General features: G+C 65.8%; 23 protein-coding genes and 2 pseudogenes. 9 read left to right on the top strand and 16 right to left on the bottom strand.

Going from position 1 to position 24090, the window contains the following annotated elements; genetic code table 11:
* Nucleotides 1–143 precede the first annotated feature (143 nt).
* Nucleotides 144–1154, top strand: a complete 1011-nt coding sequence (locus BIV01_RS14240) for a LacI family DNA-binding transcriptional regulator (protein ID WP_175473741.1) — start codon at nucleotides 144–146, stop codon at nucleotides 1152–1154.
* A gap of 28 nt (nucleotides 1155–1182) precedes the next feature.
* Here BIV01_RS14240 and BIV01_RS14235 read toward each other — a convergent pair whose 3' ends face one another.
* Nucleotides 1183–1452: a hypothetical protein gene (locus tag BIV01_RS14235; RefSeq protein WP_139199413.1), complete on the bottom strand. Its 270-nt coding sequence runs from the start codon at nucleotides 1450–1452 to the stop codon at nucleotides 1183–1185.
* A gap of 76 nt (nucleotides 1453–1528) precedes the next feature.
* Between BIV01_RS14235 and BIV01_RS14230 the strand changes: the two genes are divergently transcribed.
* Together BIV01_RS14230 and msrA are read left to right on the top strand one after the other, a co-directional pair.
* Nucleotides 1529–2350, top strand: a complete 822-nt coding sequence (locus BIV01_RS14230; RefSeq protein ID WP_071303277.1) for an aldo/keto reductase — start codon at nucleotides 1529–1531, stop codon at nucleotides 2348–2350.
* A gap of 85 nt (nucleotides 2351–2435) precedes the next feature.
* The gene (msrA, locus tag BIV01_RS14225) at nucleotides 2436–2957 is read left to right on the top strand and encodes a peptide-methionine (S)-S-oxide reductase MsrA (protein ID WP_070417299.1); all 522 of its coding nucleotides are present in this window, start codon (nucleotides 2436–2438) and stop codon (nucleotides 2955–2957) included.
* A gap of 24 nt (nucleotides 2958–2981) precedes the next feature.
* Here the strand turns inward: msrA and BIV01_RS14220 are convergent, their stop codons facing one another.
* The 4 genes from BIV01_RS14220 to BIV01_RS14205 form a co-directional block, all read right to left on the bottom strand.
* Nucleotides 2982–3341 carry a UBP-type zinc finger domain-containing protein gene (locus BIV01_RS14220; protein WP_071303276.1) on the bottom strand — a complete coding sequence of 120 codons (360 nt, stop codon included), beginning with the start codon at nucleotides 3339–3341 and terminating at the stop codon, nucleotides 2982–2984.
* Nucleotides 3342–3391: 50 nt separating this feature from the next.
* On the bottom strand, nucleotides 3392–4393 hold the full coding sequence (locus BIV01_RS14215; protein WP_071303275.1) for an aldo/keto reductase: 1002 nt from the start codon (nucleotides 4391–4393) through the stop codon (nucleotides 3392–3394).
* Between the two features lie 172 nt (nucleotides 4394–4565).
* Nucleotides 4566–5573 carry a TerC/Alx family metal homeostasis membrane protein gene (locus tag BIV01_RS14210; protein WP_071296470.1) on the bottom strand — a complete coding sequence of 336 codons (1008 nt, stop codon included), beginning with the start codon at nucleotides 5571–5573 and terminating at the stop codon, nucleotides 4566–4568.
* A 106-nt stretch (nucleotides 5574–5679) separates the two neighbouring features.
* Nucleotides 5680–6654 (bottom strand): family 43 glycosylhydrolase, encoded by a 975-nt coding sequence (locus BIV01_RS14205; protein WP_083414057.1) that lies wholly within the window; start codon nucleotides 6652–6654, stop codon nucleotides 5680–5682.
* A gap of 178 nt (nucleotides 6655–6832) precedes the next feature.
* Here BIV01_RS14205 and BIV01_RS14200 point away from each other — a divergent pair, with 178 nt between their 5' ends.
* Nucleotides 6833–7486, top strand: a complete 654-nt coding sequence (locus BIV01_RS14200) for a nuclease-related domain-containing protein (protein ID WP_071303274.1) — start codon at nucleotides 6833–6835, stop codon at nucleotides 7484–7486.
* 54 nt (nucleotides 7487–7540) lie between these two features.
* Here the strand turns inward: BIV01_RS14200 and BIV01_RS14195 are convergent.
* The 3 genes and pseudogenes from BIV01_RS14195 to BIV01_RS19055 form a co-directional block, all read right to left on the bottom strand.
* Nucleotides 7541–8245, bottom strand: a pseudogene (locus tag BIV01_RS14195) (alpha/beta fold hydrolase).
* 72 nt (nucleotides 8246–8317) lie between these two features.
* Nucleotides 8318–9514, bottom strand: coding sequence for a hypothetical protein (locus tag BIV01_RS19450; RefSeq protein ID WP_139199410.1), 1197 nt, complete (start codon nucleotides 9512–9514; stop codon nucleotides 8318–8320).
* An 829-nt stretch (nucleotides 9515–10343) separates the two neighbouring features.
* Entirely contained in the window at nucleotides 10344–10745 is a 402-nt protein-coding gene (locus BIV01_RS19055; RefSeq protein WP_083414056.1) for a GDSL-type esterase/lipase family protein, read from the bottom strand.
* A 218-nt stretch (nucleotides 10746–10963) separates the two neighbouring features.
* Here BIV01_RS19055 and BIV01_RS19445 point away from each other — a divergent pair, with 218 nt between their 5' ends.
* On the top strand, nucleotides 10964–12184 hold the full coding sequence (locus tag BIV01_RS19445; protein WP_139199408.1) for a hypothetical protein: 1221 nt from the start codon (nucleotides 10964–10966) through the stop codon (nucleotides 12182–12184).
* A gap of 243 nt (nucleotides 12185–12427) precedes the next feature.
* Here the strand turns inward: BIV01_RS19445 and BIV01_RS19050 are convergent.
* Nucleotides 12428–12565: pseudogene (locus BIV01_RS19050) on the bottom strand (IS3-like element ISAar45 family transposase); the annotation flags it as partial.
* A gap of 296 nt (nucleotides 12566–12861) precedes the next feature.
* On the opposite strand from BIV01_RS19050, the gene BIV01_RS19440 reads away from it, so the two are divergent.
* Nucleotides 12862–14172 (top strand): trypsin-like serine protease, encoded by a 1311-nt coding sequence (locus BIV01_RS19440; RefSeq protein WP_139199406.1) that lies wholly within the window; start codon nucleotides 12862–12864, stop codon nucleotides 14170–14172.
* 251 nt (nucleotides 14173–14423) lie between these two features.
* Here BIV01_RS19440 and BIV01_RS14180 read toward each other — a convergent pair whose 3' ends face one another.
* Complete coding sequence (locus BIV01_RS14180; protein WP_139199404.1) at nucleotides 14424–15896, bottom strand: HEPN domain-containing protein; 1473 nt, start codon at nucleotides 15894–15896, stop codon at nucleotides 14424–14426.
* Between the two features lie 214 nt (nucleotides 15897–16110).
* Between BIV01_RS14180 and BIV01_RS19045 the strand changes: the two genes are divergently transcribed.
* Nucleotides 16111–16716, top strand: coding sequence for an HIRAN domain-containing protein (locus tag BIV01_RS19045; RefSeq protein ID WP_139199402.1), 606 nt, complete (start codon nucleotides 16111–16113; stop codon nucleotides 16714–16716).
* A 341-nt stretch (nucleotides 16717–17057) separates the two neighbouring features.
* Here the strand turns inward: BIV01_RS19045 and BIV01_RS14175 are convergent, their stop codons facing one another.
* The 4 genes from BIV01_RS14175 to BIV01_RS19915 all read right to left on the bottom strand — a co-directional run bounded on the left by BIV01_RS14175 (nucleotide 17058) and on the right by BIV01_RS19915 (nucleotide 19428).
* The gene (locus BIV01_RS14175; RefSeq protein ID WP_071303270.1) at nucleotides 17058–17603 is read right to left on the bottom strand and encodes a hypothetical protein; all 546 of its coding nucleotides are present in this window, start codon (nucleotides 17601–17603) and stop codon (nucleotides 17058–17060) included.
* 401 nt (nucleotides 17604–18004) lie between these two features.
* Nucleotides 18005–18901, bottom strand: a complete 897-nt coding sequence (locus BIV01_RS14170; RefSeq protein WP_071303269.1) for a hypothetical protein — start codon at nucleotides 18899–18901, stop codon at nucleotides 18005–18007.
* Nucleotides 18902–18910: 9 nt separating this feature from the next.
* Nucleotides 18911–19183 carry a hypothetical protein gene (locus BIV01_RS14165; protein WP_071303268.1) on the bottom strand — a complete coding sequence of 91 codons (273 nt, stop codon included), beginning with the start codon at nucleotides 19181–19183 and terminating at the stop codon, nucleotides 18911–18913.
* A gap of 89 nt (nucleotides 19184–19272) precedes the next feature.
* Entirely contained in the window at nucleotides 19273–19428 is a 156-nt protein-coding gene (locus BIV01_RS19915) for a hypothetical protein (protein ID WP_175473740.1), read from the bottom strand.
* 112 nt (nucleotides 19429–19540) lie between these two features.
* On the opposite strand from BIV01_RS19915, the gene BIV01_RS14160 reads away from it, so the two are divergent.
* The gene (locus BIV01_RS14160; protein WP_071303267.1) at nucleotides 19541–19918 is read left to right on the top strand and encodes a helix-turn-helix domain-containing protein; all 378 of its coding nucleotides are present in this window, start codon (nucleotides 19541–19543) and stop codon (nucleotides 19916–19918) included.
* Nucleotides 19919–19920: 2 nt separating this feature from the next.
* Complete coding sequence (locus BIV01_RS14155; protein ID WP_071303266.1) at nucleotides 19921–20493, top strand: ImmA/IrrE family metallo-endopeptidase; 573 nt, start codon at nucleotides 19921–19923, stop codon at nucleotides 20491–20493.
* Between the two features lie 32 nt (nucleotides 20494–20525).
* Here the strand turns inward: BIV01_RS14155 and BIV01_RS14150 are convergent, their stop codons facing one another.
* Together BIV01_RS14150 and BIV01_RS14145 are read right to left on the bottom strand one after the other, a co-directional pair.
* The gene (locus tag BIV01_RS14150; protein ID WP_071303265.1) at nucleotides 20526–22745 is read right to left on the bottom strand and encodes a S8 family peptidase; all 2220 of its coding nucleotides are present in this window, start codon (nucleotides 22743–22745) and stop codon (nucleotides 20526–20528) included.
* Nucleotides 22746–22768: 23 nt separating this feature from the next.
* Nucleotides 22769–23872, bottom strand: a complete 1104-nt coding sequence (locus BIV01_RS14145; RefSeq protein WP_217642563.1) for an AAA family ATPase — start codon at nucleotides 23870–23872, stop codon at nucleotides 22769–22771.
* Nucleotides 23873–24090: the final 218 nt, after the last annotated feature.

Below are 24090 nucleotides of genomic sequence, written 5' to 3'. Positions count from 1 at the left end.
CACAATTCCTGCCGTGTCAACACGACCGTGCCGAACCAGGTATCCGACGTCGAACCGACACCGACGCCCGGTTCGACGTCGCGATCGTGGTTCGACGCCGTCCGACCGCCGATCCGCGGATGGCCAGCCGCTATCGTTGCCGCATGTCCGCCCGTTCCCGCGCCACGATCCAGGACGTCGCCGACGAGGCCGGACTCTCCCGCGGGACCGTCTCCCGCGTGCTCAACGACGAACCGTACGTGTCACCCAGGGCCCGCGAAGCCGTGCAGGACGCCGTCCGTCGCGTCGGCTACGTGCGGAGCGCCGCCGCACGCAGTCTCGTCACCCGGCGGTCCGGCGCCGTGGCGCTCATCGTGCACGAGCCGAGCGTCCAGGTGCTCGACGACCCGAACATCGGCAACATCCTCATCGGCACGAACGCCGTCCTGTCCGAGGCGGACCAGCAGCTCGTCACGATCATGGTCGACTCCGCCCGCGACAACGAGCGCGTCGTGGAGTACCTGCGCGGCGGCTTCGTCGACGGCGCGATCGTGCTCTCCGCCCGCGACGGCGACCCCGTCACCCGGGCGATCGAGCAGATCGGGCTGCCGGCGTGCTTCGTCGGCCACCCGTCCGACGCCCCGAACACCTCGTGGATCGGCATCGACAACCGCGCCGCGGCCGAGCAGATCACCCGCCGACTCGTGGACACCGGCCGCCGACGCATCGGCATGCTCGCGTCCGGCCTCGACCGCGACTCCGGCCAGGATCGCTTGGCGGGGTTCACCGCGGCGCTCGGCGACCGCTTCGACCCCGGGCTCGTCGCACGGAACCCGCTCTTCAGCTACACCGCCGGGGTCGAGGGCATGCGCGAGCTGCTCGACCGGGCACCGGACGTCGACGGGGTCTTCGCGGCGTCGGACGCCGTGGCCGCCGGCGCGATGGACGTCCTGCAGCGTGCCGGTCGGTCGGTCCCGGGGGACGTCGGCGTGGTGGGCTTCGACGACAGCGCGTGGGCACTCCGGTGCGACCCGCCGCTCTCGACCGTCCGGCAGCCCGCCCGGACCCTTGGTGAGCACGCGGCGCGGCAGGTGCTCGAGCAGATCGCGGGGACGGACGACACCCCGCGCGGGTTCGTCCTGCCCACCGAGGTGGTCTGGCGCGGCAGCGCCTGACACCCCCGCGCGGATCGCGCTGCGCCGGTCAGCGCCACGTCCGGGCGACGACCCACCCGGTGCCGTCCGGCGCGACGTCGACCACCACCACGTCGTCCTCGCCGTCGTCCGCACTCACCTGGAACCGCCAGCCCACCGTGTGCTCCGGCGCGTGCGTCACCGCCGACGGCAGGTACTCCGCCGTCGCCGTCAGCCGCGTCGGGGTGTCGGAGACCCGCCACCGCCGTTCGCGCCAGACCATCCGGACCGGCACACCGCGGTCCCACCACAGCGTGGCGACCTCCTGCGTGAGCATCATCTCGCCCTCCTCGTTCGAACGTGTGTTCGAATGGTAGACGACCCGACCGACGTCCGCGCGGCGTACTGTCCGGTGCATGCCCGCTCTCATCGACACGTTCACCATGTCCAACGGCCTGCACATCCCGAGGATCGGGTTCGGCACCTGGCAGATCCCGTCCGGCGCCGACGCATACGACGCCACCAAGGCCGCGCTCGACGCCGGCTACCGCCACATCGACACCGCTCTGGCGTACGGCAACGAGGCAAGCGTCGGCGAGGCGGTCCGCGACAGCGGCATCCCGCGCGACGAGCTCTTCATCACCACGAAGCTCCCGGCCGAGATCAAGACCGCGTCCGGTGCGCGCGAGGCCTTCGACGAGTCCAGCCGCAACCTCGACCTCGGTCACGTGGACCTGTACCTCGTGCACGCCCCGTGGCCCTGGAGCGACATGGGCTCGGACCACCGGGACGGCAACGTCGAGGTGTGGAAGGTCCTCGAGGAGGTCTACGACGCCGGCCGGACGAAGAGCATCGGCGTCTCGAACTTCGCCGTCGCCGACCTCGAGGACCTGCTCGGCCGCACCGACGTCGTCCCGCACGCCAACCAGATCCGCTGGTTCATCGGCAACACGCAGGACGAGACGACGGCCTTCGACCGCGAGCACGACATCCTCACCGAGGGGTACTCCCCGCTCGCCACCGGTGGCCTCCTCGACAACGAGCAGATCGCCGAGATCGCCGCGAAGTACGACAAGAGCGTCGCCCAGGTCGCGATCCGCTACCTGCTCGAGAAGGACGTCCTGCCGCTGCCGAAGTCGACCACGCCGTCCCGCATCGCCGCGAACGCCGACGTGGACTTCGTGCTGTCGGCCGAGGACGTCGCGACGCTCGACGCGCTCGAGGACACGACCGCCTGACGCAGCGCGGGAACACACGACCGGCCCCGCCGGTTGCACCACACGGTGCCGCAGCCAGCGGCACTCCCGAACCCAGGAGGCCACCATGACCACCACCGAAACCGCCATCCTCGCCGGCGGGTGTTTCTGGGGAGCGCAGCAGCTCCTCCGTCGCCGTCCCGGTGTGATCAGCACGCGCGTCGGGTACTCCGGCGGCGACACCCCGAACGCCACCTACCGGAACCACGGCGACCACGCCGAGTCGGTCGAGATCGTCTTCGACCCGTCGCAGATCTCCTACCGCGACCTGCTCGAGTTCTTCTTCCAGATCCACGACCCGTCGACGAAGGACCGCCAGGGCAACGACGTCGGCCGGAGCTACCGCTCCGCGGTGTTCTACACCACCGACGAGCAGCGCGAGGTCGCCCTCGACACGATCGCCGACGTCGACGCGTCCGGCATCTGGCCGGGCAAGGTCGTCACCGAGGTCGAGCCCGCCGGCGACTTCTGGGAGGCCGAGGAGGAGCACCAGGACTACCTCGAGAAGCACCCGCACGGTTACACGTGCCACTTCGTGCGCCCGGGCTGGACGCTCCCGCGCCGCGACGAGGCCGTCAGCGCGAGCTAGCGCGTCCTGATCGGCACCGGCGGGTCAGCGCGACCCGCCGAGCAGTTCCAACCAGTCCCCGGGCAGGCGATCCGCCGGCCCGGGGACTGCCTGTTCCACGGGGTGGCTCGTCGGCGCCGCGAGCTCGACGCCCTCGAACGTGGAGTGGTCGCGGTAGTCGTACGACCACGTCTCGCCGGGCTCGTAGCTCTGGATGACCGCGTGCCCGGTCTCCTCCCAGTGCCGGGTGGCGTGGGTGTCAAGCGAGTCGTCGCAGCAGCCGACGTGGCCGCACGCGGCGCACCGGCGCAGGTGCACCCACCAGGACCCGGTGGCGTCGCACTCGACGCACCCGGGTCCGCTCGGTGCGACGTCGGGGTGGATCATCTCGGCGTGGTCCGTCATGGGACCATCCTGGCCCGGACGCAGCCCCGCGGACAGCGCGCGGCCCGGACTCAGCCGCGCGGCACCAGCGCGTCGATGGCCGCGAGCTCCTCGTCGGTCAGCGGCGCACCCTCGAGGGCGTCGAGCGTCCCGTCGAGCTGCCGGACGCTCGACGCCCCGACGAGCGCGGACGTGACCGCCGGCTGCCGGAGCACCCACGTGATGGCGAGCTGCGCGAGCGTCTGCCCACGGGACACGGCGATGTCGTTCAGGGCGCGCGCGGTCGTCAGGTACTCGTCGTCGATCCGGTCCGCGCCGAACCAGCGCCCCTCCGCCGCCCGCGACCCGACCGGCACCGAGCCGTCGAGGTAGCGGTCCGTCAGGAGCCCACCGGCCAGCGGGGAGAACACGATCGCGCCGGTCCCCAGACGGAGTAGCTCGTCGAAGAGCCCGTCCTCGGGGACCCGGTCGAACATGTTGTAGCGCGGCTGGTGGATGAGCAGGTGGATGTTCTCGGCGGCGAGCGCCTCGGCCGCGGCGGCCGTCTGCGCCGGGTCGTAGTTCGAGATGCCGGCGTAGAGCGCCTTGCCCGAGCGGACCGCGGTCACGAGGGCGCTGACCGTCTCCTCGATCGGGGTCTCGGGGTCCGGCCGGTGCGAGTAGAAGACGTCGACGTACTCGAGCCCGAGGCGTCCGAGCGACTGGTCGAGCGAGGCGAGCATGGACTTGCGCGAGCCCCAGTTGCCGTACGGACCGGGCCACATGTCGTAGCCGGCCTTCGTCGACACCACGATCTCGTCGCGGAACGGTCGGAGGTCCGACTCGAGGATGCGACCGAACTGCTCCTCGGCGGCTCCGGGCGGCGGGCCGTAGTTGTTCGCGAGGTCGAAGTGGGTGATCCCGCGGTCGAACGCGTGCAGCACGATGTCGCGCTGCGTCGTGAGCGCTCGGTCGGCGCCGAAGTTGTTCCACAGCCCGAGGGAGATGCGGGGCAGGAGCAGGCCGCTCCTCCCGACGCGCTGGTACGGGAGTCGCTCGTAGCGGTCGTCGGCGGGGCGGTGGACGTCAGGCATCGTTGCTCGATCCGGTTCGTGAGGGGGTGGCGGGGTCCGGTGTCGACGCTAGCGGACTGCGGACGCGACCCGGTGACGGACGGGAGGGACGGTTCGGGCCCGACCCGCGCCTCCAGTCCGTCTCGTGGTGCGTCCACCCCCGGACGCGCGCGACGGGCGCGGTGCAGGACCGCTACGCCGTCCCGGCGTCGCGGGAGACCTCGTCGTGCGACTCGTCCTCGCGGCGCATCCGCAGCAGGCTCGCCCCGGTCGCCACGCCCATCGCCACGACGATGACCAGCAACGACACCCCGGTGCCGATCTCCGGCGCCCACTCGACGTGCTCCCCACCGTTGATGAACGGCAGCTCGTTGCCGTGCAGTGCGTGCAGCACGAGCTTCACGCCGATGAAGGCGAGGATCGCCGCGATCCCGTACTTGAGGTAGACCAACCGCTCGAGCAACCCGCCGAGCAGGAAGTACAGCTGCCGGAGGCCCATCAGGGCGAAGACGTTCGCGGTGAACACGATGAACGCGCTCTCGGTGATGCCGAAGATCGCCGGGATCGAGTCGAGCGCGAACAGCAGGTCGGTCGTCCCGATCGCGATGAGGACCACCAGCAGCGGCGTGAAGTGCCGCGCGCCGTCCTGCACGATGCGGAACTTCATGCCGTCGTAGGTGTCGGTGATGCGGATCCGACGCCGGAGCAGGCGCACGATGAGGCTGTCCTTGTCATCGTCGTCGTCCTCGCCACGGAGCTGCTGGATCGCCGTCCACACCAGCCACGCCCCGAAGAGGTAGAAGATCCACGAGAAGTCCTCGATCAGACGGGCGCCGAGCAGGATGAACACGCCGCGCAGGACCAGCGCGATGATGATGCCGAGCATGAGCACCTCCTGCTGGATCGCCTTCGGCACGGAGAACCGCGCCATGAGGATGACGAACACGAAGAGGTTGTCGATGCTCAGGCTGTACTCGGTCAACCAGCCCGCGAGGAACTGCCCGGCCGGTTCCCCACCGGCGAAGACGAACATCGCGACGGCGAACAGCAGCGCGAGGCCGACGTAGAGGCCCACCCACAGGCCGGACTCCTTGAGCGTCGGCACGTGCGGACGCCGCGCGACGACGAGGAGATCGGCCAGCAGGATCGCGACGATGGCGATCAGGGAGCCGACTTCGAACACGGCCGGGAGCTCGAGCATCCGGGGCCTTCCTGGTTGGGGGCGTCGGGGACGTCCAAGCTTGCCACGCGCGCGGGCCGGCCCCGCACTCGACGGCGCGGTTCGTGACCGCCTCGACCCGGCGGGGTCAGCCCACGGGGTCCGTCTGCACGACCGGCACCCCGTCGACGAACGTCAGCTCGGTCGCCGCGATGCACCACGTGTGTCCGTCGTCCGGGTTGCCCTGGAAGAACAGGTACTCGCGCCCGTCCTCGTCGCGGAAGAAGCCCGGGTGGCCGGACTCGGAGCGGTTCCACGCCCCCTCCGGCCCCGCCGGCACGAGCGGCTCGTCGGAGCCGCGCGTCCACGTCCGGCCGTCCGGGCTCGTCGCCCACCCGATCTGCTGCGGCTGGTTGTTGTACGCGCCCGCGTAGAAGACCGTGAACGTCTCGCCGTCCCACCGCAGCGCCGGCGCCTCGATGCAGTCCTGCTCCCACGGCAGCTCCGGGGCCAGCGCCGGGCCGTCGACGGACAGCTGCTCCCAGTCGTCGCGACCGTACGCGCTCCCCAGCGGCGCTCGTGCCGTCCCGAGCAGCTGCGTCGTCATCGTCGGGTCGCGCGTCACCCACCCGAGCAGCAGCCAGTCGTCCGCGACCACCAGGTCCGCGTCGATCGCTCGGCCGCAGGTCCACTCCCCCGTCGGGCGGAACACCGGGTTCTCCGGGTTCGGCGTGAAGGTCAGGCCGTCGTCGCTGACCGCGTGGCAGATCGAGTCCTCGCGGCCCCGGCCGTAGGTCTGGAAGAACAGGTGGACGCGTCCGTCGATCACCACGGCGCCGGGCGCTGCCGCACCACTCCGGTCGTACTCCCCAAAGGACGGCAGCACGGCCACGGTCCGCCACGTGACGAGGTCGTCGCTCTCGGCGATGCCGACCGACCACCCCTCGGGCTCGTCGTCACTCGCGGACGGGAGTGAGCAGTACAGCAGGTACCGGCCGCCGAACCGGATGACGGAGGGGTCCTTCGCGTAGGGGCGGCCGCGGCGGGAGGTGTCGCCCCAGGGGGCGCCGAGGAGGCGCACGGTCTGCGGTGCTGCGGCGGGGTCGGGTGCGGATGTCGGCATCGCTCCACTCTGCGCCCCGTCGGCGCGCGCGGACCAGCGTGACCGCTTGTCGGACTGGAGGCGCGGCTGGCGTCCGGTACCGCGCCTCCTGTCCGGTGGTCCGACCGTCCCGTCGTGTCGCTCGCGCGCCTCGCACTGGGGCTCGTCGACGAGGCAGGCTGTCTGCCTGGATGGGTCCATGGGGACCGACCACACGACCGGCGCCGGCGCGTCCGCGCAGCGCGAGTACGACCGGCGCAGGGCGCGCGACGAGGCGACGATCCGCTCGACGTGGGGCGAGGGGCGGATCGGCACGATCGCCGTCGCACTCTCGAGCGAGCGGCAGAGCACCGCGGCGTGGAGGTCCGGCGCCGTCGGTGAGGCTGAGGTCGGACGGAGACTCGACGCCATCGCGTCCGACCACGTCGTGGTACTCCACGACCGGCGCATCCCCGGCTCCCGCGCGAACATCGACCACATCGTCGTCACCCGGGCTGGCGTCTGGGTCGTCGACGCCAAGCACTACCGAGGCAAGCGCCCGCGGCTGGTGGTCGAGGGCGGACTGTTCCGTCCGCGCGTCGAGAAGCTCGTCGTCGGCGGCGACCGGACGAAGCTCGTGGACGGTGTCCTCCGCCAGGCGACGCTCGTCAGGGAGCTCGTCGACCCGGTGCCCGTGCACGGCGCGCTCTGCTTCGTCGGCGCGGACTGGCCGCTCGTCGGCGGGTCGTTCACCGCGCGCGGTGTCGAGGTCTGCTGGCCGAAGCGGCTCGCGAAGCGGCTCGCTGCGCTCGACGGGGATGTCGACGTGGCTGCGGTCGCGGCGGCGGTGGGGCGGCGGTTCCGGCCGGCGTGATCCGAGCGTCGGGGTCAGTGGCACCCTCGACGGCACGGACCCGCTCGTCGCGGGTCAGTGCTCGCGCAGGAACGGGTCGAGGACGCGCCACGTCGCGTCGGGGTTCTCCAGGTGGGGCAGGTGTCCCGCTTCCGGCACCTCGGCGAACGTTGCCCGCGGGACGGCAGCTGCGACTCGACGACCGTACGCCGGTGTGACGACCCGGCCGCTCTCCCCGAATACGATGAGTGTGGGCACCGCGACGGAGGCGAGCCGCTCCATGAGGATCGGGTCGCTCATCGTCCGCCCGGCGACCGCGATCATCGTCGCGCCGTTCGACTGCTGCACCGCCCGCTGCTGGTCCGCGAGCGCGGTCGGGTCGACAAAGCCGCGGTCCGGGTCGTGCCAGGCGACCTCGGCGAGACCCCGAGCATCGAGCGCGAAGAAGTCGGCGATCGGCTCGCCCTCGATGACGGCTCCGACACCGTCGATGTCGACCACCGCGCCGACCACACCCGCCTACCGGTCATCGGCGGCAGCCTGGACGGCCATCTCGAGGGCGATCCACCCACCGATCGACGAACCGATCAGCACGACGTCGCGTCCGCCGTCGACGAGGAGCCGTTCGAGGTACGCGGCGGCGAGCGCAGCCACCGAGTCGATGTCCGCGGGCCAGCTCGTCCCGTCCCGGCCGGGATGCGTCGGCGCGAGCACGTGGTGCGCCCCGGTCAGGTGCTCGACGAGCGGCGCAACCGTCCGCGGGCCGCCGCCGTGCAGCACCAGCGCCGTCCGTGCACCGGGCACACCGCCTCGGTGACCCGCAGTTGCCGGCGTTACCATCTGCCCGTGCTTTCAGGGTGTTGCTCTGTTCGTCTGATCAATCTTACCGAGGGCACGCGCAGAATCTTCCACCAACTTCGACAAGTCCGCTCCGTCGCCTCCGCCCGAGTGCTTCGCCGCGTCGCGATGCGCAAATCGCGAAAGTACGTTTCTGACCAAAACGGCGTCGCCCACCTGAGCGCGTGCCGCCACACGAGTCTCATTGTCAGAACTGGCATAAAATGGAGCGAGGGCTTTGAGTGAAAGGGATACGTCCTCTGCGGTGTCTGCCTCACGGAAGTGACGTCCAGATTCCCTCAAAAGCAGCGCGCCAAACGCTCCGATGACTGCCGCAACGCTAGCGCGAAGGATCCCATCTCCCACTGTGAGGTCGAAGTTATTAGCGACTGCTTCACTAACGATGAACCATCCAATTGCACCGGCGAGAACGAACGCCACTGCAGCACCAAATCTGATCCACTGCGCTGCTCGCCGCTCACGCTTGGCGCGGCTGCTCCAATCGACTGCGCTCAAGCTTCCGGCGGCATGCTCCGCGAGCGTCTCGCCGGCCCGTGCCGTTGCCGCCAGTGACGCTGCGTGCGAAAGAATTGCAGCATCTTGTTCTTCGTCAAACTGCTTACGGCGCTCCCACCAGTCGCGCAACTGCTCGCCCCAGTCTCGATCGATGTCTGTCCTCACGGACGCTTTGACATCTGCAATGGAATTGCGTTCAGCTTCAACTTCGTCAGCAACGGCAGTGGCTTTTTTCTCGATGCTGTTCAGGGTGGACTGCCGAGCAGCCAGGGACTTCTCAATCTCCACGATGCGTTCACGTAGATCGTCCAGGCGCGACGTCCGCGCCTCGATCTCCTTGTCGAGCAGGGCAACATAAGTGTCTTTCAGATCCTTTGGTGGAGGGAGCGGAAGCGCACGCAGGGCGATCTGAAGCTGTTCAGCCTGGCTCCGATATCCGGACATGAACGAGTTGAATTCGAGCTCGGCGGTGCCCAACCCATTCAATACGTCGCGTAGCTGATCAAGTACGCCCAGATACAGAGCGGGCTGACGCGTGAGCTTCGACTTCTCGGCCTCTGTCAACCAATCAATCACGTCAGCGCGCCGCTGCTCCGCGTTCGCTTCACCGAACCTTGCCGCGATGAGTGCTTCCTTCTTGATGCGCAGGGTGTCCCACACGTTGTGCCGACGGTAGCGCTCGCTCGCGGTTGTCATATATTGCTCCCAACTGGTGGCTTCGCGGATGTCCCTGGCGAAGGTGAGTCCACTTCAGTCTGGCGGATTCGAGCGACGCTGCCCAACCTTCGGCGCATCGCTCTGCGCCTGAATAGCGCGAGGAGGACCTCGCTCATCGAGCGCCCCGAAGACGAAGGGGCACAAGCGGGCGCCCCAAAGCGCGGCTGGCTAGTTCCTCGCGGGATCTCGCGCAGCACAAAGCAGTGGTTAGCTCGATTTGGCCCACCACGGTCGCACAGGTGCGAAGCCCTGGACTGGACTGCCCAATTGATCAACGCACGGGGCTGATCTCGGCATGGGTTTCGGACAAACTTCGACCGTGCATGCGCCCGAGCAAGCGGCGTTGCAGCACGAGACGTCCTGAGCGAGATCTGCACCAAAGACGTACCACAGGCAGTCCCAGAAACAAGAAAACCCCCGCGTGAACGGGGGTTCTCTGTGGCGGGTCATTTGCAGGTCTCGTCGATGCCCGTGTTCATCGGGATGGAAGCACGGCGGCTCCTGGTGCGCAGCCGACTTTCCCCTGAGCGGCTCGCGATTTTCCCCATGTTCCGGAAAGTCCTGATCAGGCGAGGTCGAGAAGCGGTCGAGCCGATGGCCGCGCTTACCGCCGCCTGGCTGCCGAGTCGGCGCATGGTCGTCTGCCGCCGGAAGGCGATCTCGCTTGGCGAAGCAAGGACGGCCGCGACCGCTCGAGGCCGGTATCCGAGGGGAGCTAGCGTGGCGTCGTGGTCTTGAAGAAGCTCGCTCGTAACGCGAATATCTGCCCAAGCAGCGAGGCCATCTGGCCGTCAGGCTCGGCGTGCGACTACGCGCTGTACAGCATCGCACCGGCGAAGTGGAGGTCGTTGCCGCCCGCCGGGACTGTCACGACGTCGGCGTTCGTAGGCAGGCCGTCGATCTGCGGCGGGAATGAGACGCCCTCCGCGACCTCCTGCGGGGTGTCGATAACGTTCGCGGTCGTCGCGCCGGACACCGTGCGGTCGACCAGCTCCGCGCCCAAGCGGTCCGCGAGCTGGTGCGCGTAGTTGTTCCCGGACCGCATGGCCGCTCGATCGACGACCGGTTCGATGTTCGGACCGGCTGGGATCGAGCTGCCGAGGGCGGCGATGAGCTGGTACGAAGGCGCACCATCATGCTGCCAGCAGCGGCCGGAATCGGGAACCGGCCGTGATGCGTGAATGCATGCAGGATAGACTGGAGGCGTCATGAGGGGACTAGTGCAGGGCCTCACGGTTGGCGTCGGTCAGAACGCGGCACTCTAGACCGGCCGCCTGCACACCAAGCACCCCCGGTTCGTTCCCTGGCCTCGGGCCGAACGCGTCTCAGGACGGGCACTGAGCTGCACGCCTTGTCGCGCCGCCCGCATTTGCATCTGAGCGCACCCTTCGCGAAGATGACAACCGCTACGCGCATAGGGGGAACGACATGCCGACCAACGACAGGACACTCGCGGCTGGGTCACTAGAACGCATGCAGAACGGCATGCTCGGTGAGGCCCGCACCCGGGCGTTCCTAGCAAACAGATTTTGGGTGCTTGAGCGTTCCGTCGACGTTCATGGCGCGGACTTTTTGATTCAGATCAACAGTCTTGCAACATCGGTCCTTGACGACCGCCCCCCTCGATTCGCCATCGTTCAGACTAAGTTTGCGCAAGGCGGATCGACGCGGATATCTATCCCGTCGTCGTACCTCAAACGTGACGATGGCTCCTTGTCCCGCGAGTTCTTTCTCATCGTTTGCACCGGATACGGCGATGACGAGCGCATGTTTCTGCTTGACGCCGAGGAAATTGATGATCTGTTTGACACCGCGGTTGACGGCGACAAAGAAGTCAGATACAAGCCCGCATCAACTTTCCTACGGAGCACAAACTATGAGATCACCGGTGCACGCAACCATGCACTGAATCGCATTGAAAGATCCCTGCGCGATGCCACTTATTCTACAAACCGGTTCTGGCTCACTACTTTGGGATATGGCGCGGGCAATGCTCCTTCGCTACCGGACGTCTATCACTACCCAGTCACAGGCCACGAAGATCTACCGGACTCTTTCAAAGACTGGAAGAAGGCGGCATCCCGCATCCTTGATGAGATGGAAGAGGTTGCTTCCTACCTGCAGGACGGGATAGCCGCCACCTGGCCGAGCGAGCTGGAGAAAGCCACCGACGAACTCGAGTCTCGCACTGACTTCGACGGCAACTTGACCTTCAAATCCCCGCCTAACATGCAGGATTTCTATAGAGCAGCGGAGTATCAAATAAACCTCGTCAGCCGCTTAAGGTCTAAGGGACTCGAAGGAGCATGGCTTCGCCTGGCGGAACAAGGCCAGAGAGTTACCGGCAATTCGCTCGCAAACGTGGCGAACGACTACAGGGCTGGTCTCCATTTCACAATTGAATACGAGCCAGCATCCCTAAAAGTCACGAAGTTTCAGGCGTCGCCCGAGGAGACCTTTTGCGCCACCTCAGCGCAGATCTCATTCATAGACCCGCGCAACACTCCGGGTCATGTCGAGATTTGTGTCCGTGCTGATGTCGCCGCACGGGTGCCTCAGCGACCGACATATCTGAGCACTTTGACGCGCGCTCTCAGCCATGCGATCCTGCCCGCAGTCCTAGACATCGATACTCTCGACGACATCTGATCCACTACTGTGGATATCAGTTACGCGCTGGCCTCTCCACGATGCATCTTGCTTTAACAACGGTGTTGTGAACGACGCGGGTCTCGAAACGGCCGTGGCTATTGAGGCGGCTCTTTGTACCATTGCCGGAGCTCGCTGGCGAACACGCGGACCGCGCCGTTAGTCCAGCCGTTGTAGACCTTCACCCAGTGACCGCCGTCGTTCTTGGCGAGGGACTGCTGCAGTTTGGGTTGACTCGCTGGTTTAGACCGCGAGTGCTGCCTGTGGGTTGATGATTGCTTCGCACTCGAAGGGCGTCAACTTCCCGAGACCGCGCTGTCGGCGCTTTCGGTGGTAGGTGCCCTCGATCCAGTGCACGATCGCGAGCCGCAGTTGCTCACGAGAAGCCCAGGGTCCAGAGCCGGGATCGAGGAGACCGACACCGAGCTCGTGAAGTTCGGACAGCGCTAGTACGACCCGTACTGGAGCTCCTGGACCCAACAAGACACCCTCGACTCCCCCTCGATTGCCTGCGCAGACCCCGTGGCGCCGTGAAACGCGATCCGAGCCCGAGGCATCTTTAGCACCCCGCCGAGGGACTCTTCGATTGACCGGCGAAGCCACCACGTCCACCAAAAAGTGGACAGCCAGCCTCGTCGTACCTGTGCTTCCATACAGGAAACAACCGAGGGAGTTTCATGAAGAAGATCTTGGGCCTGGCCACGCTGAGTGCCGGAGCGCTCGTGCTGTCGGTCATATCCGCATTGCCGGCAAGTGCTGAAGGAGCGGATCCTGAACAGACGTCGGCTGTTCCAACGTTCGAGACCGCGGCACCGCCGAAGGGCGCTCGTGCGCAGTCCCTGCCGGAGAACGCTGGAGGTGTGCCGACCGAAATGTATGCAAAGGTCGCTATTGCGGAGCAGGTACTGGGCGAGGGATTCAACGTCGCTTCCTGGGACGCGTCGTCCGAGCAGCTGACCCTGCACGTCAACGACGGCGCAACTGACTCTGACCGAAGGGTCGCGCTCACGTCTCTCGGCGACAGTGTCGCAACGGCGATCGTCGAGGACCCGTTCGTGCGTTCAGAGCTAGCTGCGCAGGCCGCCGCACTTGCAACGGAGCAGCCGCTAGCCGGCGTGCAGGTCGTCGCCGCCGGCCCGAATGCCGATGCATCCGCCATTGACGTCACGGTCAACTCTGACGGAGCGCAGCCGTCTGCAAGGCGAGCCCTGCCTCGCACCATCGAGGGTGTTCCTCTGAACGTCTCATACGGCGAGGCGCCGGTCGCTACGAACCGTGAGGTCGACCCGTACCCGCCGCACTTTGGCGGTGCGAAGATGTCGCGGCCGAACGGTGTCCCTGGGAAGGTGCAGGCATGCACGACCGGGTTCGGAATCGGTTACATGAGTGGTTCGACGTTGAAGACTGAACTGCTGACTGCTGATCACTGCGGAAAGACCGGCACACAGTGGCGAACCGGCCTCTACACGGACTCGCCAGTGCTCGGAACCATGCGAGACACGAGCCGCCTTGGTGCAGACGTAAAGCGTCTCGTCGGAGCCGACTTCGCCGGAGCCATCTACTCCGGTGCGAATTCCACTGCCACTTGGTCACCGGTGAGCGGAGCAATCGCGCCGATCCTTGGCGACTCGTGGTGCATGAGCGGGGCCCCAAGCGGTGTCGTGTGCTCGAACAAGGTGACGAGCATGAACCAGTCGATCTGCTACCCCGCCGACGCGCTCTGCTACACGGGGCAGGTCTACACGAACCAGACGCAGAACAAGCCGGCAGCTGGACAAGGCGACTCGGGTGGACCCGTGTTCGCAACGAACAAGGCCGGGCAGCCCATCGGAACCTACGCCGCGGGCATCATCAGCGGGATCTTCGGGAACAGCACCACCTGCGCCGCGCAGCAGGACGGACGCCTCTGCAGCCACCAGGTAATCGTCGCTCCTGTGTCCGACTTCTTCGCAGCGAACAATGCATACGGAATCCTCGTCATGAACTGAGGTCATGCAGCTGCGGGGTGGTGCGCTTAGGCTGCCACCGCCCCGCAGCTTCTCAGTGCGAAACCGGCGACGAACACCACACACGCAGCGACGATGATCCACCCAAACAGTCGCCACCCAGCACGTCGCATCATTCGGACCTCCCTTGTCAAGCCTGTCGGCAACCGCCGGCGCATGCAACCCACGACTGCTGGGGACGCGCTGGTCGCTGTCGCAGGAATTCTGAAGTCGTTGTCGACGCGCCGTGCGATTCACGTCCTCCCGAAGGCTTCTTGAGCGAGTTCCGCGGCGAAGGACAGCCTCGGGTGTTCGCGGACGACTGTGAGGAGCCGCTCCTTGGGGACCCCGAGCTCGTACAGCAGATTGAGGATGACCACTGCAGAGGTCGTCTCAACGACGGCGTGCAGCCGATCAAAGTCCCCTTTAGCTGCACCGGCGTGCGCGATGGTGTTGCGGGCGTTCTTCGCCGTCGTCGCCCATGCCGGTATGTCTGCGACGGCCGCGGCACCGGCAGGGCCGACACGTTCGGCGAGCTCTAGGAGACGTTCCCGGAGGGTGGGGACATTTGTGTGGTCGTTGAACCGTTCTGCCAGCCACGTCTTCCACGCAGGGTCCACGGCGAGGATCTGCTTTCGCAGCTCCTTGAACTCTTCCTGTGGGATTGGTGGCTTTGGGTCGAGCGCACGATGCATCGATTCTGCTGCGGAGACCGCCGTGACGAGGCGGCTTTCGAGGTATCCGTCGGTGACGTAGTGCAGCCCCAGAATCATGCTGCGGGCCGCTGCGAACTTCTCGCGCACGTCGAGCCAGAGCGGCAGGAGGTCTTCGAACGGGCGATCTCGGAGGGTGAGAAGGAAGTTGCGAGCCGGCTCCGCCTCGTCGTCGGGACGAGCCTTCACAACGAGCCGTTGAAAGACCTGCACCTCCGGTCGAGCATGGCCAAGGGGATGTCCCGCAGGGTACCGTTCCGGCTGAGCTGGCAGGTACACCCGCAGCGTCACGAGACCGCTTGGCTTCAGCGCGGAAAGCGAGACAAGGTCGGCGATGCTCCCGAGTAGGTCTGTGTAGAACGCCAGCGCCTGCGGTTCCGCGCTGACGAACTCGATCGACGTGTGTTCTTTGACGTCGGCAATCCGTTCCGCGCGGACCTCTCTGATGCGGGGTTGTGCGATGAGGTGGTGGAGCTTGATGGTTAGGTTGCCCGACTTGACAACTAGCGGCTCCAGCCGCGCGATTGTAAGATCGCCGCCCGGTTTACCGTCGCCCCGCCTAGTTCGGTGGCCATCGATCCCGATGCGGTCCGACCATGACGTGAGGTTCTCGATTGTTGCGGCACCGGCGACGAAGACGGCGTCGGCCTCTCCGAGGTGACATCCAACCATCACTGTCTGCGGCGCAAGGTGCAGCACGTCCGGGCCGTCGGAGGTGTTCCACTGATTGTGGGAAGTCTTTGCGTGCACGAATCGCGCATCCAGCAGCGTCATCGGGCGTCCGTCGCTGGCTGCCCCAAGGAGGATGGGCCACGACCGCGACCTGTTTGTCATGATTGTGGAGCCGTCCCCGACCGGTATCTCGACGCTGTGGTCCCACCCGCCGATGAGTCGCAGCTCCGCGCCGACCTTCGGATCAAATGTGAGGACGCCCGGCACGCGGCGGGTGGGGTCCTGCGGGATCCACCAAGTTCCAACCCATTCTTGACGATCGCTTAGCAGTGCGTCACTCATGCTCACATTCTGGCGGGACGACGTCCGGCGGTGACGTACTTTCGGCCGTGTAGGGCGGATACGCACAGCGCCCGCAGATCGTCCGCGTGAGCAGGGCGCCGCAGAGCTGGCCGGTGCTGCTGGGCTCAGGCGTCGCCGTCCTCGCCCGTCGGGAACGAGCCTGCCGCCCGTCCGGGGCGCAGACGGTGTGGCTACTGCTAGCTACGGTGACCGCATGGTGTTCGAGATCGTGCTGCTGATCGTCGTATTGCTCATCGGAGGACGTTTGTTGGTTCAGCACTTCACCCGTCGAAGCGGTGCAGAGCCACCTGCGACGCGTCCGGGCGAGACTGTCACGAGGACCGGTCCGGACGGCAGGAAGCAGTCCGGAGCCATCGCCAGGAGCTTCAGCGAAGGCGTTGCGGAAGCGGACGAAAGGCAGGGCCGAGCATCCTCCCGGGGTTCTTCGAGGATCGTTCCTGCTTACCTCGACGAGCGGCTTCCCCGCATCGACTTGCGCGAGCTGCCGTCGTCGCGGTTCCGCATCGTTGGAACGTCGTACTGGCTGCGCGACGACGATCGGGCCCGATACGGCGGTCAGGTATACGAACTCGTTCGTGAACCCGAGAACAAGCATGACGAGAATGCCGTCGCTGTCTATGGCAGAGGACGAAAGATTGGGCATCTCAGCGCCGCCAAGGCCGCCGCACTTGCTGCAGATCTTGACCGGCTCGGACCTGCATCGTTCGTCGTATCCGGCGAAACCGTGTCGGAGGCGAGCATGAAGATGTGGGTCGACATTCCTCGGGTGCCGGGGCTCCGCGCGTTCCAGCGAAGCTAGTTCATCACCGCCAGGTAGGCGTCGAGGCGCTGGTAGGCCTCATGCCGTTCTGACGGATGCAGAGCCATCGTCGTCACAACCGTGCGCGACGGTTGCTGGGCACCCAGCTGACCGTCGGTGGCTGGCTCAGTACGGTGGTCCTGCCGCCGGGCGCATGCTGCCCTCAAACTCCTGCCGACAGTCCGAGACGGAGCACCGGCTTCGGTGGGAGGGGGCAGCTTTGAGCCGAATTGGCCTCGTGACCGCACCGCTCTCGCCTTGGCCAGGACTGCGGCGGCTGCGTGGAAGCAGTGTGCCCGTGAGGTGCTCGCTGAATGAGAACCCGGCAGGGTCAGCAGGGCTCAGTTGACGTAGTCGGCGCTGCCGTCCCATTGCCCTTCGACGGCTCCGGTCGCGAGTCCGCTCCAGGAGCCGTTGAGGATGTAGAGCGCGGCTCCTCGGAGCCGCCAGGTGACACCGACCAGGTCCTCGACAAGCCCGACCATGCCGTCGAATGTGGTCGCGGTGATGTTCTGCTCACCGTCTGGTTGGCGCTCGAGGCCTGCGAGTTCCCATCCGCCGCTGAGAAGGTCGGCGCGGAGCATGTCGTGGATGAAGCGGTTCCGTGACGTGTACATCTTGTTCGCAGCGGTCAGGGTCGCGTTCACTGCTCGCCGGCCTGTTTCGTCGATGCTGTCATGCGTGGCGAGGAGCGCTTTGCACTCCTTAACGATGGTCGTGATGTACCTCGGCGCATCGAGGTACGCGTCGATCTCGTGACGTCCGCGCAGAGCAGCATGCACGAACCGCAGCGCCGCATCGACGCTCGTCGTCTCCGCGGTGATCCGGCCGAGCAGGAACACCCGCTGGTCCGATGAAGGCAGCGTACGCAACGTCCTGAGGTCCACGTGTCCACAGTGCCATTGGTCGGGAATCAGCGATCGCTGGAGCGCTACAGTCTCGATCCGGACTCGATGACGCCGCTTGGGTACTGATCCGCTTGCGCACAGCATGCGGCCTGTCGCTCGCGCTTGGTCTGCGAGATCGATCGCAGACGCCGCATGACGCAGCACTCAGAGATCGGCCGTTCGATCGCTTCCGAGTCGACGGTGGCTGCCCGGCCGAGCTGGGACTCGACGCCCATGGCCGAAGCGGTTTGGCGTCTGCCGAGACGAGCACGGCGAGCGAGCTGTTTGCGCCCGGCGTGCTCCGCCGCAGGCGGCGCCAGATGATCTCCCGACGGCAGACGGATCGTCGACGCGACCTGGCCGACCATACGGAAGACGCTCCGGGCACCCGAACCGTCGGTTCAACCGGTTGTGATCGCTTCGGGTGCGTGCGTTGGCTGCAAGCTGGGAAAGACGGACGTGGGTTGATCGACGAAGCCGGGCATGAGAACGAAGAGCGCGAGCAGTATCGCGGGTATGAGCAGCGGCGTGAGCCGAGCACCCCATCCGTGCTGCAGGTATCGTGCTGCGCGTCGCGACGCGAACGGTCCGGCGGTTCCATCGATGTGCGCGAGGTAGCAGCTCCAGTCGAAGAGCGTGACGGCGGCTACGAGCACGCTGATGACGCACGCGACGGCGATGAGGACTGCATATACGAGCACCACCATGCTTGGTATCCCGAAACGGTCGATGAGTGCGCCGTACTGGCTGACCACGGTTTGCAGGAACGGCTGCGTTGGCTCAGCGTTTCCTGTCCGCAGGAGTGCGCCCATGGTCCACACGGTTGCGCCGTGCAGCTGCACACGTGCGAGCAAGGCGATGGTGAGCGCGAGTTCGGCAACGACGATTCCGACCTGCACGGTCGGGAGGGTTGCGCGTTGCGGGACGCGGTGAAGCCCGCTGATACTCCGTGTCCAGATGAGGACGAGGCCGGCCACGCACCCGACCGCGAGTCCGATCAGCGACGCTCCAACGGCGACGGGGTGTTGGGCGAAGAACCAGGCTGCGACCAGGGCGCTGGCTCCGATGAGGATGGCGATTCCGCTGTCATTGCCTGAGGACGTGGATGATTTTGTGGTGCGGCGTTCGATAACCGCCGCGGTGGGTAGCGTGGAGCGCGTCACAGCCACTTCGCGTTCGTCGATGGTGTGGGGAACTCGGATCCGACGTTGCGCCCAGGTGGACATCAGTGCGACGGGAACGGCGGTCAGGAGCGCGCTGAGCACGCCGGACAGCACTTGCAACCAGAAGTCGGTCATGCGCGTGACTCAGAGGTGCTCTCGGAGCCACTCGGTGACGACTTTCGACACGCTGAGCGTGGCCCAGTCAGCACCGGAGACATCGACGACCATGACCACGTCGTTGCTGTCCACTCGCTGCTTGATTTCGTTGCGGAGCTCCGACGCGCTCATCGCCGTGTCCACGAAGTAGCTGTTGCGCACCGGTCGCGCCCAGCCTCGATGCGACTTCAGGTAGTCGATCAGTTCGGTGTAGTTCTGCCCCCGCTTGTTCAGGTCGTAGTTCACCCAGTGCACAGCCATCGCTGCTGTCTCCTCTCGTTGTCACGGCACGCGGCCGCATGTGGCTGGGGGTGTGGGTCGCTCGCGGAGGAGCGACCCACATCAGTCAGCTACTTCTCGTTTCGGACGCCCTTGTGCTGATTCGGCGAGCCGTTCATGATCCGCCCCGTGCTCGTGTCGCGCTTGAACCACGTCCCCTTGGACTGGAACTCGCTGCGTCCGGTCACCGCTCCTCGTCGGTAGCCCTTTCCGGTGTTGCTGGCCATCTCTGGCCTCCTTTCGTGACGTGAACTGATGCGGGATGCAATCAGTGCTCGACTTATCGAGCAGGTCTAGACTAGCACCACTGTTCGAGATGTCGAGCACCTGAGGAGGAAGATGAGCGACTCGACCCCAGTGGTTGACGTCAAGGCCCTGCATGCAGCGCTGGACGCGGCTCGTGTGGAGCGTGGCTGGTCGTGGCGGCAGCTGGCGAAGGAGTTAGGTGTGGCGGCGTCGACGCTGTCACGGATGGCTAATGGTTTCCGACCGGATGTGACGGCGTTCGCGACGATGACGACGTGGCTGCGGATGCCTGCGGAGTCGTTCTACCGCCGTGAGGACGCAACGTCGGATGTGGAGGAGCCAGAGCTTGTCGCACAGCTCGCGCCGTTATTGAGGGCACGGCGAGACCTGCAGGCGGACGACGTTCAGTATTTGGAGCAGCTGATTGGGGCGGCAGTGCAACGGTTCCGGACGGAGCGTTCCGGGGGTTAGCGATGTCGTTCACACAGAAGCAGATGCGTGAGATTGCTGACGACGAGCGGTTGGCGCTTGGGCTGCGGCCGCGCGAGCCGTTGAACCCGTACGCGTTGTGTGAGGCGCACGGAATCCGCGTCTACCCGCTCTCGTCGTTCGACGCGGCCCCGGATGCGGTCCTGCACTACTCCACGACTCGGGCTAGCGCGTGGTCCGCTGCGCTGATCCCGGTGGGAACCGCTCGGTTCATCGTCGAGAACGACTCACACGCGCCGGTCCGGCGGCGCTCCAGCATCGCGCACGAGCTCGGACATCACCTTCTCGAGCATCCGTTCGACGACGTGCTGCTCGGCGAAGACCACCAGCGCCAGTTCGACAAGAAGCAGGAAGATGAGGCGAGGTTCATCTCCGGTGAGCTGCTTGTCCCGTTGAAGGCCGCTGAACGCGCCGCCTTCGACGGGTGGGACAACGCTCGCGTCGCCCGAACGTACGGCGTGAGCGAGCAGTTCGCGCAAATGCAGTTGAAAGGCCAGCGAGTCCGAGCCCAGCGAGCCGCGAGGAATTTCGGCGGCCGTGCGCGTCGGGCGGGATGAGGTTCACTCCGAGTCCAACCAGGATCGTAAACTCAGACGTCGACCTCGGGTGCACCGGCAGTCAGATCTGGCTCGATGGCAACCAGCAAGTCGGGGTAGGCGTCAAGGATGTCTTGATGGAGGTTTACGTGCTTGGCGGCTTCCAACGTGATAACCAATGCGTAGCTCATCGATTCGGTACTGCTTGACTTGCCTCCTTCTTCTCGAGCGTTGTAGTGAATGTCGAAAACAGGTGAGGCAAGTGTCTTCCCGCGCATCAACGCGGCGTCACTGAGGACCGTCTCCCACTGCCCGAAGTCATTCCGACGCCTCTCCTCGCCGACGTATTCAAGTTGAGAGAAGAACCGCCGCGATTTCGGGGTTTTTGCCCCCTTTGCATATTTGCTCAGATTCGGTCGGAAGATCGGCTCGAGTGCGGCCCTGGTGTAAACGTCAGGACTATGCGCGTCGACGGGACTCGCGTAACAGAACGTTGCTCGCATGCGAACGTCGCCGGTGAACCCGCCTGTCGGGATCGGCACCTTCGCTCGTACGTACTTCCCGGGCTTCAGCTCACCCTGGTAGATGATTCGCGCAACACCGTCGCCGGACACGACCAGGTCCTCGAAGTCGTCCGGGACACGACCCCACCCGACTTCCGCACTCGTATGAGTGTCGCGCCGAGCTGCGTGCACCATGAGCGTGCGAATCGCCAAGGGTGACAGGTCGCCTCCTAGGAGAGCACGAATACCGACGGCGTGCCGTAGACCGTATGGAGCTCCGAAGCTGGTTCCTGTAACTCCAACGATGCCGGTGCCGGATGCGCTGAGGACGTTGAAGGGTTCGTGAGTGCTGCCGCCGAACATCAGCACGTCGGGCTTCACCCGTCCAGGATGCCGCCCCGGCCCGATTGCGGAGTACGGCGCGCGTGCCCACCCGGAGTCGCGGCTGTCCGCGGCGCCGACGGTGAGGAGGTTCACTCCATCTCCGGGTACTTGAACACGTGCGTTCCCGGATTCGGCATCGAGTTCACCGTTGTTGCCCGCGGCGACGGTCATGAGCGTCTGTCCGTCGCTGAGGAGATCATCGATGACTGACGTCCAAGCGTGTACGTCGTCGTCCTCGACCGGTAGGTTCGGGCCGAGGCTCAGGTTGATGTAGTCGTATGCGTTCGAGGTCAGCACATCCTCGATGTGGCTCAGCACCCGGTACAGCTCGAACTCGTCCTCGTCGGCGATCGACTCGTCCAGCACTCGGATGACGCTGACCTTCGCCGGTGGCGGTGTCGAGGCTTCCCCGTTCGTGAGCGGGCCGAATAGGAACGCGGATGCGACCGCGAGACCATGGTCGGTGAAGTTCGGCAAGTCCGCGGCGGCAGGGTTCATCCGGCGGTAGGACTCGACCCACGGCCCGAGGGGGTGCTGGTCTGGGAGTCCTCCGTCAAGGATCGCAACGCGGATGGCATCGTCGCGTTCCGGGGCCGGCGGCAGTTGCATCTGCGGAAGCGACACCGACCGCAACACCGGCTCGATGGTGAGGCGGGGCATGGGGCGGACCGTCCGCAGTGTCGTGTATTGGGCTAACGTCCGCAGGGCTGCCTGGTCTCCGCGTGCCGGCACGAACCACAGTGTGCCGACATCGAACCCGTGTTCCGGGTACAACTGCACACCCACTTGTTCCGCGGTTGCGAGGAACTGGGCACGGTTGTCCGGAGCAAGGGTCTCGGACGGTCTGTGGAGGACGAGCTCAAATTGTGAATCCGTCGAATCGGGGAGCCCCGCCTTCACCTTTTCTTCGGCGGCGAAGGGCGCGATCTGCTCGAACCGACGAATCGGCGCGAGTTCAGTTGCAAGGTCAGCATCGGCGATCAAGGCGTCTCGGAGCGATTCGAATGCTCCTGCGGTTCCGGCGACATAGAGCTCGGAGGTTGTGTAGGTCTCGTCGGTGGGGTTGCTGCCGGTGTGGCGATCTACCCTGATTTTGCGGGACTTGCTTCCTATCACCTCCAGGCCGGCCGCTCGTAGCATGCCCGCAGGATGGTACGACTTGGCGATGTAGGTCGGGTGCAGGGCGAACCGCGCAACGTGAACACCATTCGGAGTGAACGCCGCGTCCTCCGTGAACGAGACGATCGTGGTCGACAGCTGAGGGGCCAAACGTTCGCGTGCTTGCTCAATCGTGTACGGCTCGAGCTTGTCGCCGCCGCCTTGCGGTGCGCCGATTGGTTCGACAAGCCGCTCAGCGTAACCGATGAGATAGTTCGTTTGAGCCATGAGAGGTCCCCCAACCGTGGGTCTTAGACAAGTTCCTTGACGCGTTTACGGATCGTGTCGCGGCTCACTCCGGTGAGTTGCGACACGCGCCGCTGAGACAACCCGCTGTTTTGCTGCAATTCGCTCGCGAGTGCGATTCGACGGTCCTTCGACATCGCGTTCACGCTCGTGGCGAGCACATCTGCAACAATATCGTCCGGCTCTCCGATAGCAAGCACCCGCCACTTCCGAATGGCCAGGAGGTTCCGCTCGATCTCACTGTAGGACTTGCCTTCGTAGACGGTGCGGAACAACGGAGCGTACTCAGCGAGACCTTCATCGTCGCCAAGGAACCGAATGATGGCAGCGTCGAGTTCATGGCCCGTCGGCACATCAAACGTGATCTGCATATCGAATCTTCGCCACAGCGCCGGGTCCACGAGACCCGGGTGGTTCGTTGCAGCGAGCAGCAGACTTGTCGACGGCCACTCATCCATCTCCTGCAGCATGATGGTCACCAGGCGCTTCAGCTCGCCGACATCGCCGTCGTCATCTCGACGCTTCGCAATCGCATCGATTTCGTCGAGAAACAGCACCGATGGCTCCGCTTTGGCGCGGTCGAACGCGTATCGAAGATTCGCGCCAGACTGCCCAAGCCGGCTACTCATCACCGCAGTGAGATCCAACGCGAACAGCGGCAGCTGAAGTTCCGAAGCCAACCACCGCGCGGTTCTGGTTTTACCCACGCCTGGTGGCCCGACGAACACCGCGGACGACGCCGGGCTCAGGCCGTGACGTGCCAGGTCATTGACACGAGCCCGCTCAACCAAGAGCCGATGCAACTGCCCTTCGAGATCCGATGCGAGTACCGGCGCGTCGACCGGATCGGTCGACGCGTAGCTCCGCAGGACTGACAGCTGCGGGTCCTCCGATGCACTGGCGGTCGAGGGAGCACCTCCGTTGGGCGTGACGCGGTCAGGGCGTTGCGGCGCCTTCCGGCGGAGGACCTCGCTCAAGTCGTTCGCGAGTGCGGGGTCGTCCGTGCGGTACCGTCGCACGAGCCGGCTGAGGTACATACGCACATCGGCGTCGCTCCCCTGCACCGCAAGCCGCGCCACTTGGGCTAGTTCATCTCGGATCTGAGTCAAGTCGTCCACTCCTACCATCTCACCGCACCCATATGCGGCAAAAGTAGCAGGTTCCACGGACGATTTTGGCTCGTAGACGAGCGGAATCGTCCAGTTCGCGCTCCCGGCTGGTCCGAGACGGGGTCGCCCGGACCCAAGCGTCTGAGCGGCGGACCAGGGTGGGCAGCCCTCGGTCGGCCGCGCCGGCCATCCCACTGACGACTGTCGAAACCAGTGTG

The organism is Curtobacterium sp. MCBA15_013 (genome assembly GCF_001865095.1).
In the GTDB taxonomy this organism is placed as follows: domain Bacteria; phylum Actinomycetota; class Actinomycetes; order Actinomycetales; family Microbacteriaceae; genus Curtobacterium.
This window is presented reverse-complemented; position numbering and strand designations above follow the sequence as displayed.

Coding starts and splice junctions, on each gene's coding strand:
- BIV01_RS14160 (WP_071303267.1), top strand. CDS start 19,541: ATGAGCGACTCGACCCCAGTGGTTGACGTCAAGGCCCTGCATGCAGCG.
- BIV01_RS14205 (WP_083414057.1), bottom strand. CDS start 6,654: ATGCCGACATCCGCACCCGACCCCGCCGCAGCACCGCAGACCGTGCGC.
- BIV01_RS14150 (WP_071303265.1), bottom strand. CDS start 22,745: ATGGCTCAAACGAACTATCTCATCGGTTACGCTGAGCGGCTTGTCGAA.
- BIV01_RS14165 (WP_071303268.1), bottom strand. CDS start 19,183: ATGGCTGTGCACTGGGTGAACTACGACCTGAACAAGCGGGGGCAGAAC.
- BIV01_RS19445 (WP_139199408.1), top strand. CDS start 10,964: ATGCCGACCAACGACAGGACACTCGCGGCTGGGTCACTAGAACGCATG.
- BIV01_RS19055 (WP_083414056.1), bottom strand. CDS start 10,745: ATGACGCCTCCAGTCTATCCTGCATGCATTCACGCATCACGGCCGGTT.
- BIV01_RS14240 (WP_175473741.1), top strand. CDS start 144: ATGTCCGCCCGTTCCCGCGCCACGATCCAGGACGTCGCCGACGAGGCC.
- BIV01_RS14170 (WP_071303269.1), bottom strand. CDS start 18,901: ATGACCGACTTCTGGTTGCAAGTGCTGTCCGGCGTGCTCAGCGCGCTC.
- msrA (WP_070417299.1), top strand. CDS start 2,436: ATGACCACCACCGAAACCGCCATCCTCGCCGGCGGGTGTTTCTGGGGA.
- BIV01_RS14230 (WP_071303277.1), top strand. CDS start 1,529: ATGCCCGCTCTCATCGACACGTTCACCATGTCCAACGGCCTGCACATC.
- BIV01_RS19450 (WP_139199410.1), bottom strand. CDS start 9,514: ATGACAACCGCGAGCGAGCGCTACCGTCGGCACAACGTGTGGGACACC.
- BIV01_RS14220 (WP_071303276.1), bottom strand. CDS start 3,341: ATGACGGACCACGCCGAGATGATCCACCCCGACGTCGCACCGAGCGGA.
- BIV01_RS14180 (WP_139199404.1), bottom strand. CDS start 15,896: ATGAGTGACGCACTGCTAAGCGATCGTCAAGAATGGGTTGGAACTTGG.
- BIV01_RS19440 (WP_139199406.1), top strand. CDS start 12,862: ATGAAGAAGATCTTGGGCCTGGCCACGCTGAGTGCCGGAGCGCTCGTG.
- BIV01_RS14210 (WP_071296470.1), bottom strand. CDS start 5,573: ATGCTCGAGCTCCCGGCCGTGTTCGAAGTCGGCTCCCTGATCGCCATC.
- BIV01_RS14215 (WP_071303275.1), bottom strand. CDS start 4,393: ATGCCTGACGTCCACCGCCCCGCCGACGACCGCTACGAGCGACTCCCG.
- BIV01_RS14155 (WP_071303266.1), top strand. CDS start 19,921: ATGTCGTTCACACAGAAGCAGATGCGTGAGATTGCTGACGACGAGCGG.
- BIV01_RS14235 (WP_139199413.1), bottom strand. CDS start 1,452: ATGATGCTCACGCAGGAGGTCGCCACGCTGTGGTGGGACCGCGGTGTG.
- BIV01_RS14200 (WP_071303274.1), top strand. CDS start 6,833: ATGGGGACCGACCACACGACCGGCGCCGGCGCGTCCGCGCAGCGCGAG.
- BIV01_RS19915 (WP_175473740.1), bottom strand. CDS start 19,428: ATGGCCAGCAACACCGGAAAGGGCTACCGACGAGGAGCGGTGACCGGA.
- BIV01_RS19045 (WP_139199402.1), top strand. CDS start 16,111: ATGGTGTTCGAGATCGTGCTGCTGATCGTCGTATTGCTCATCGGAGGA.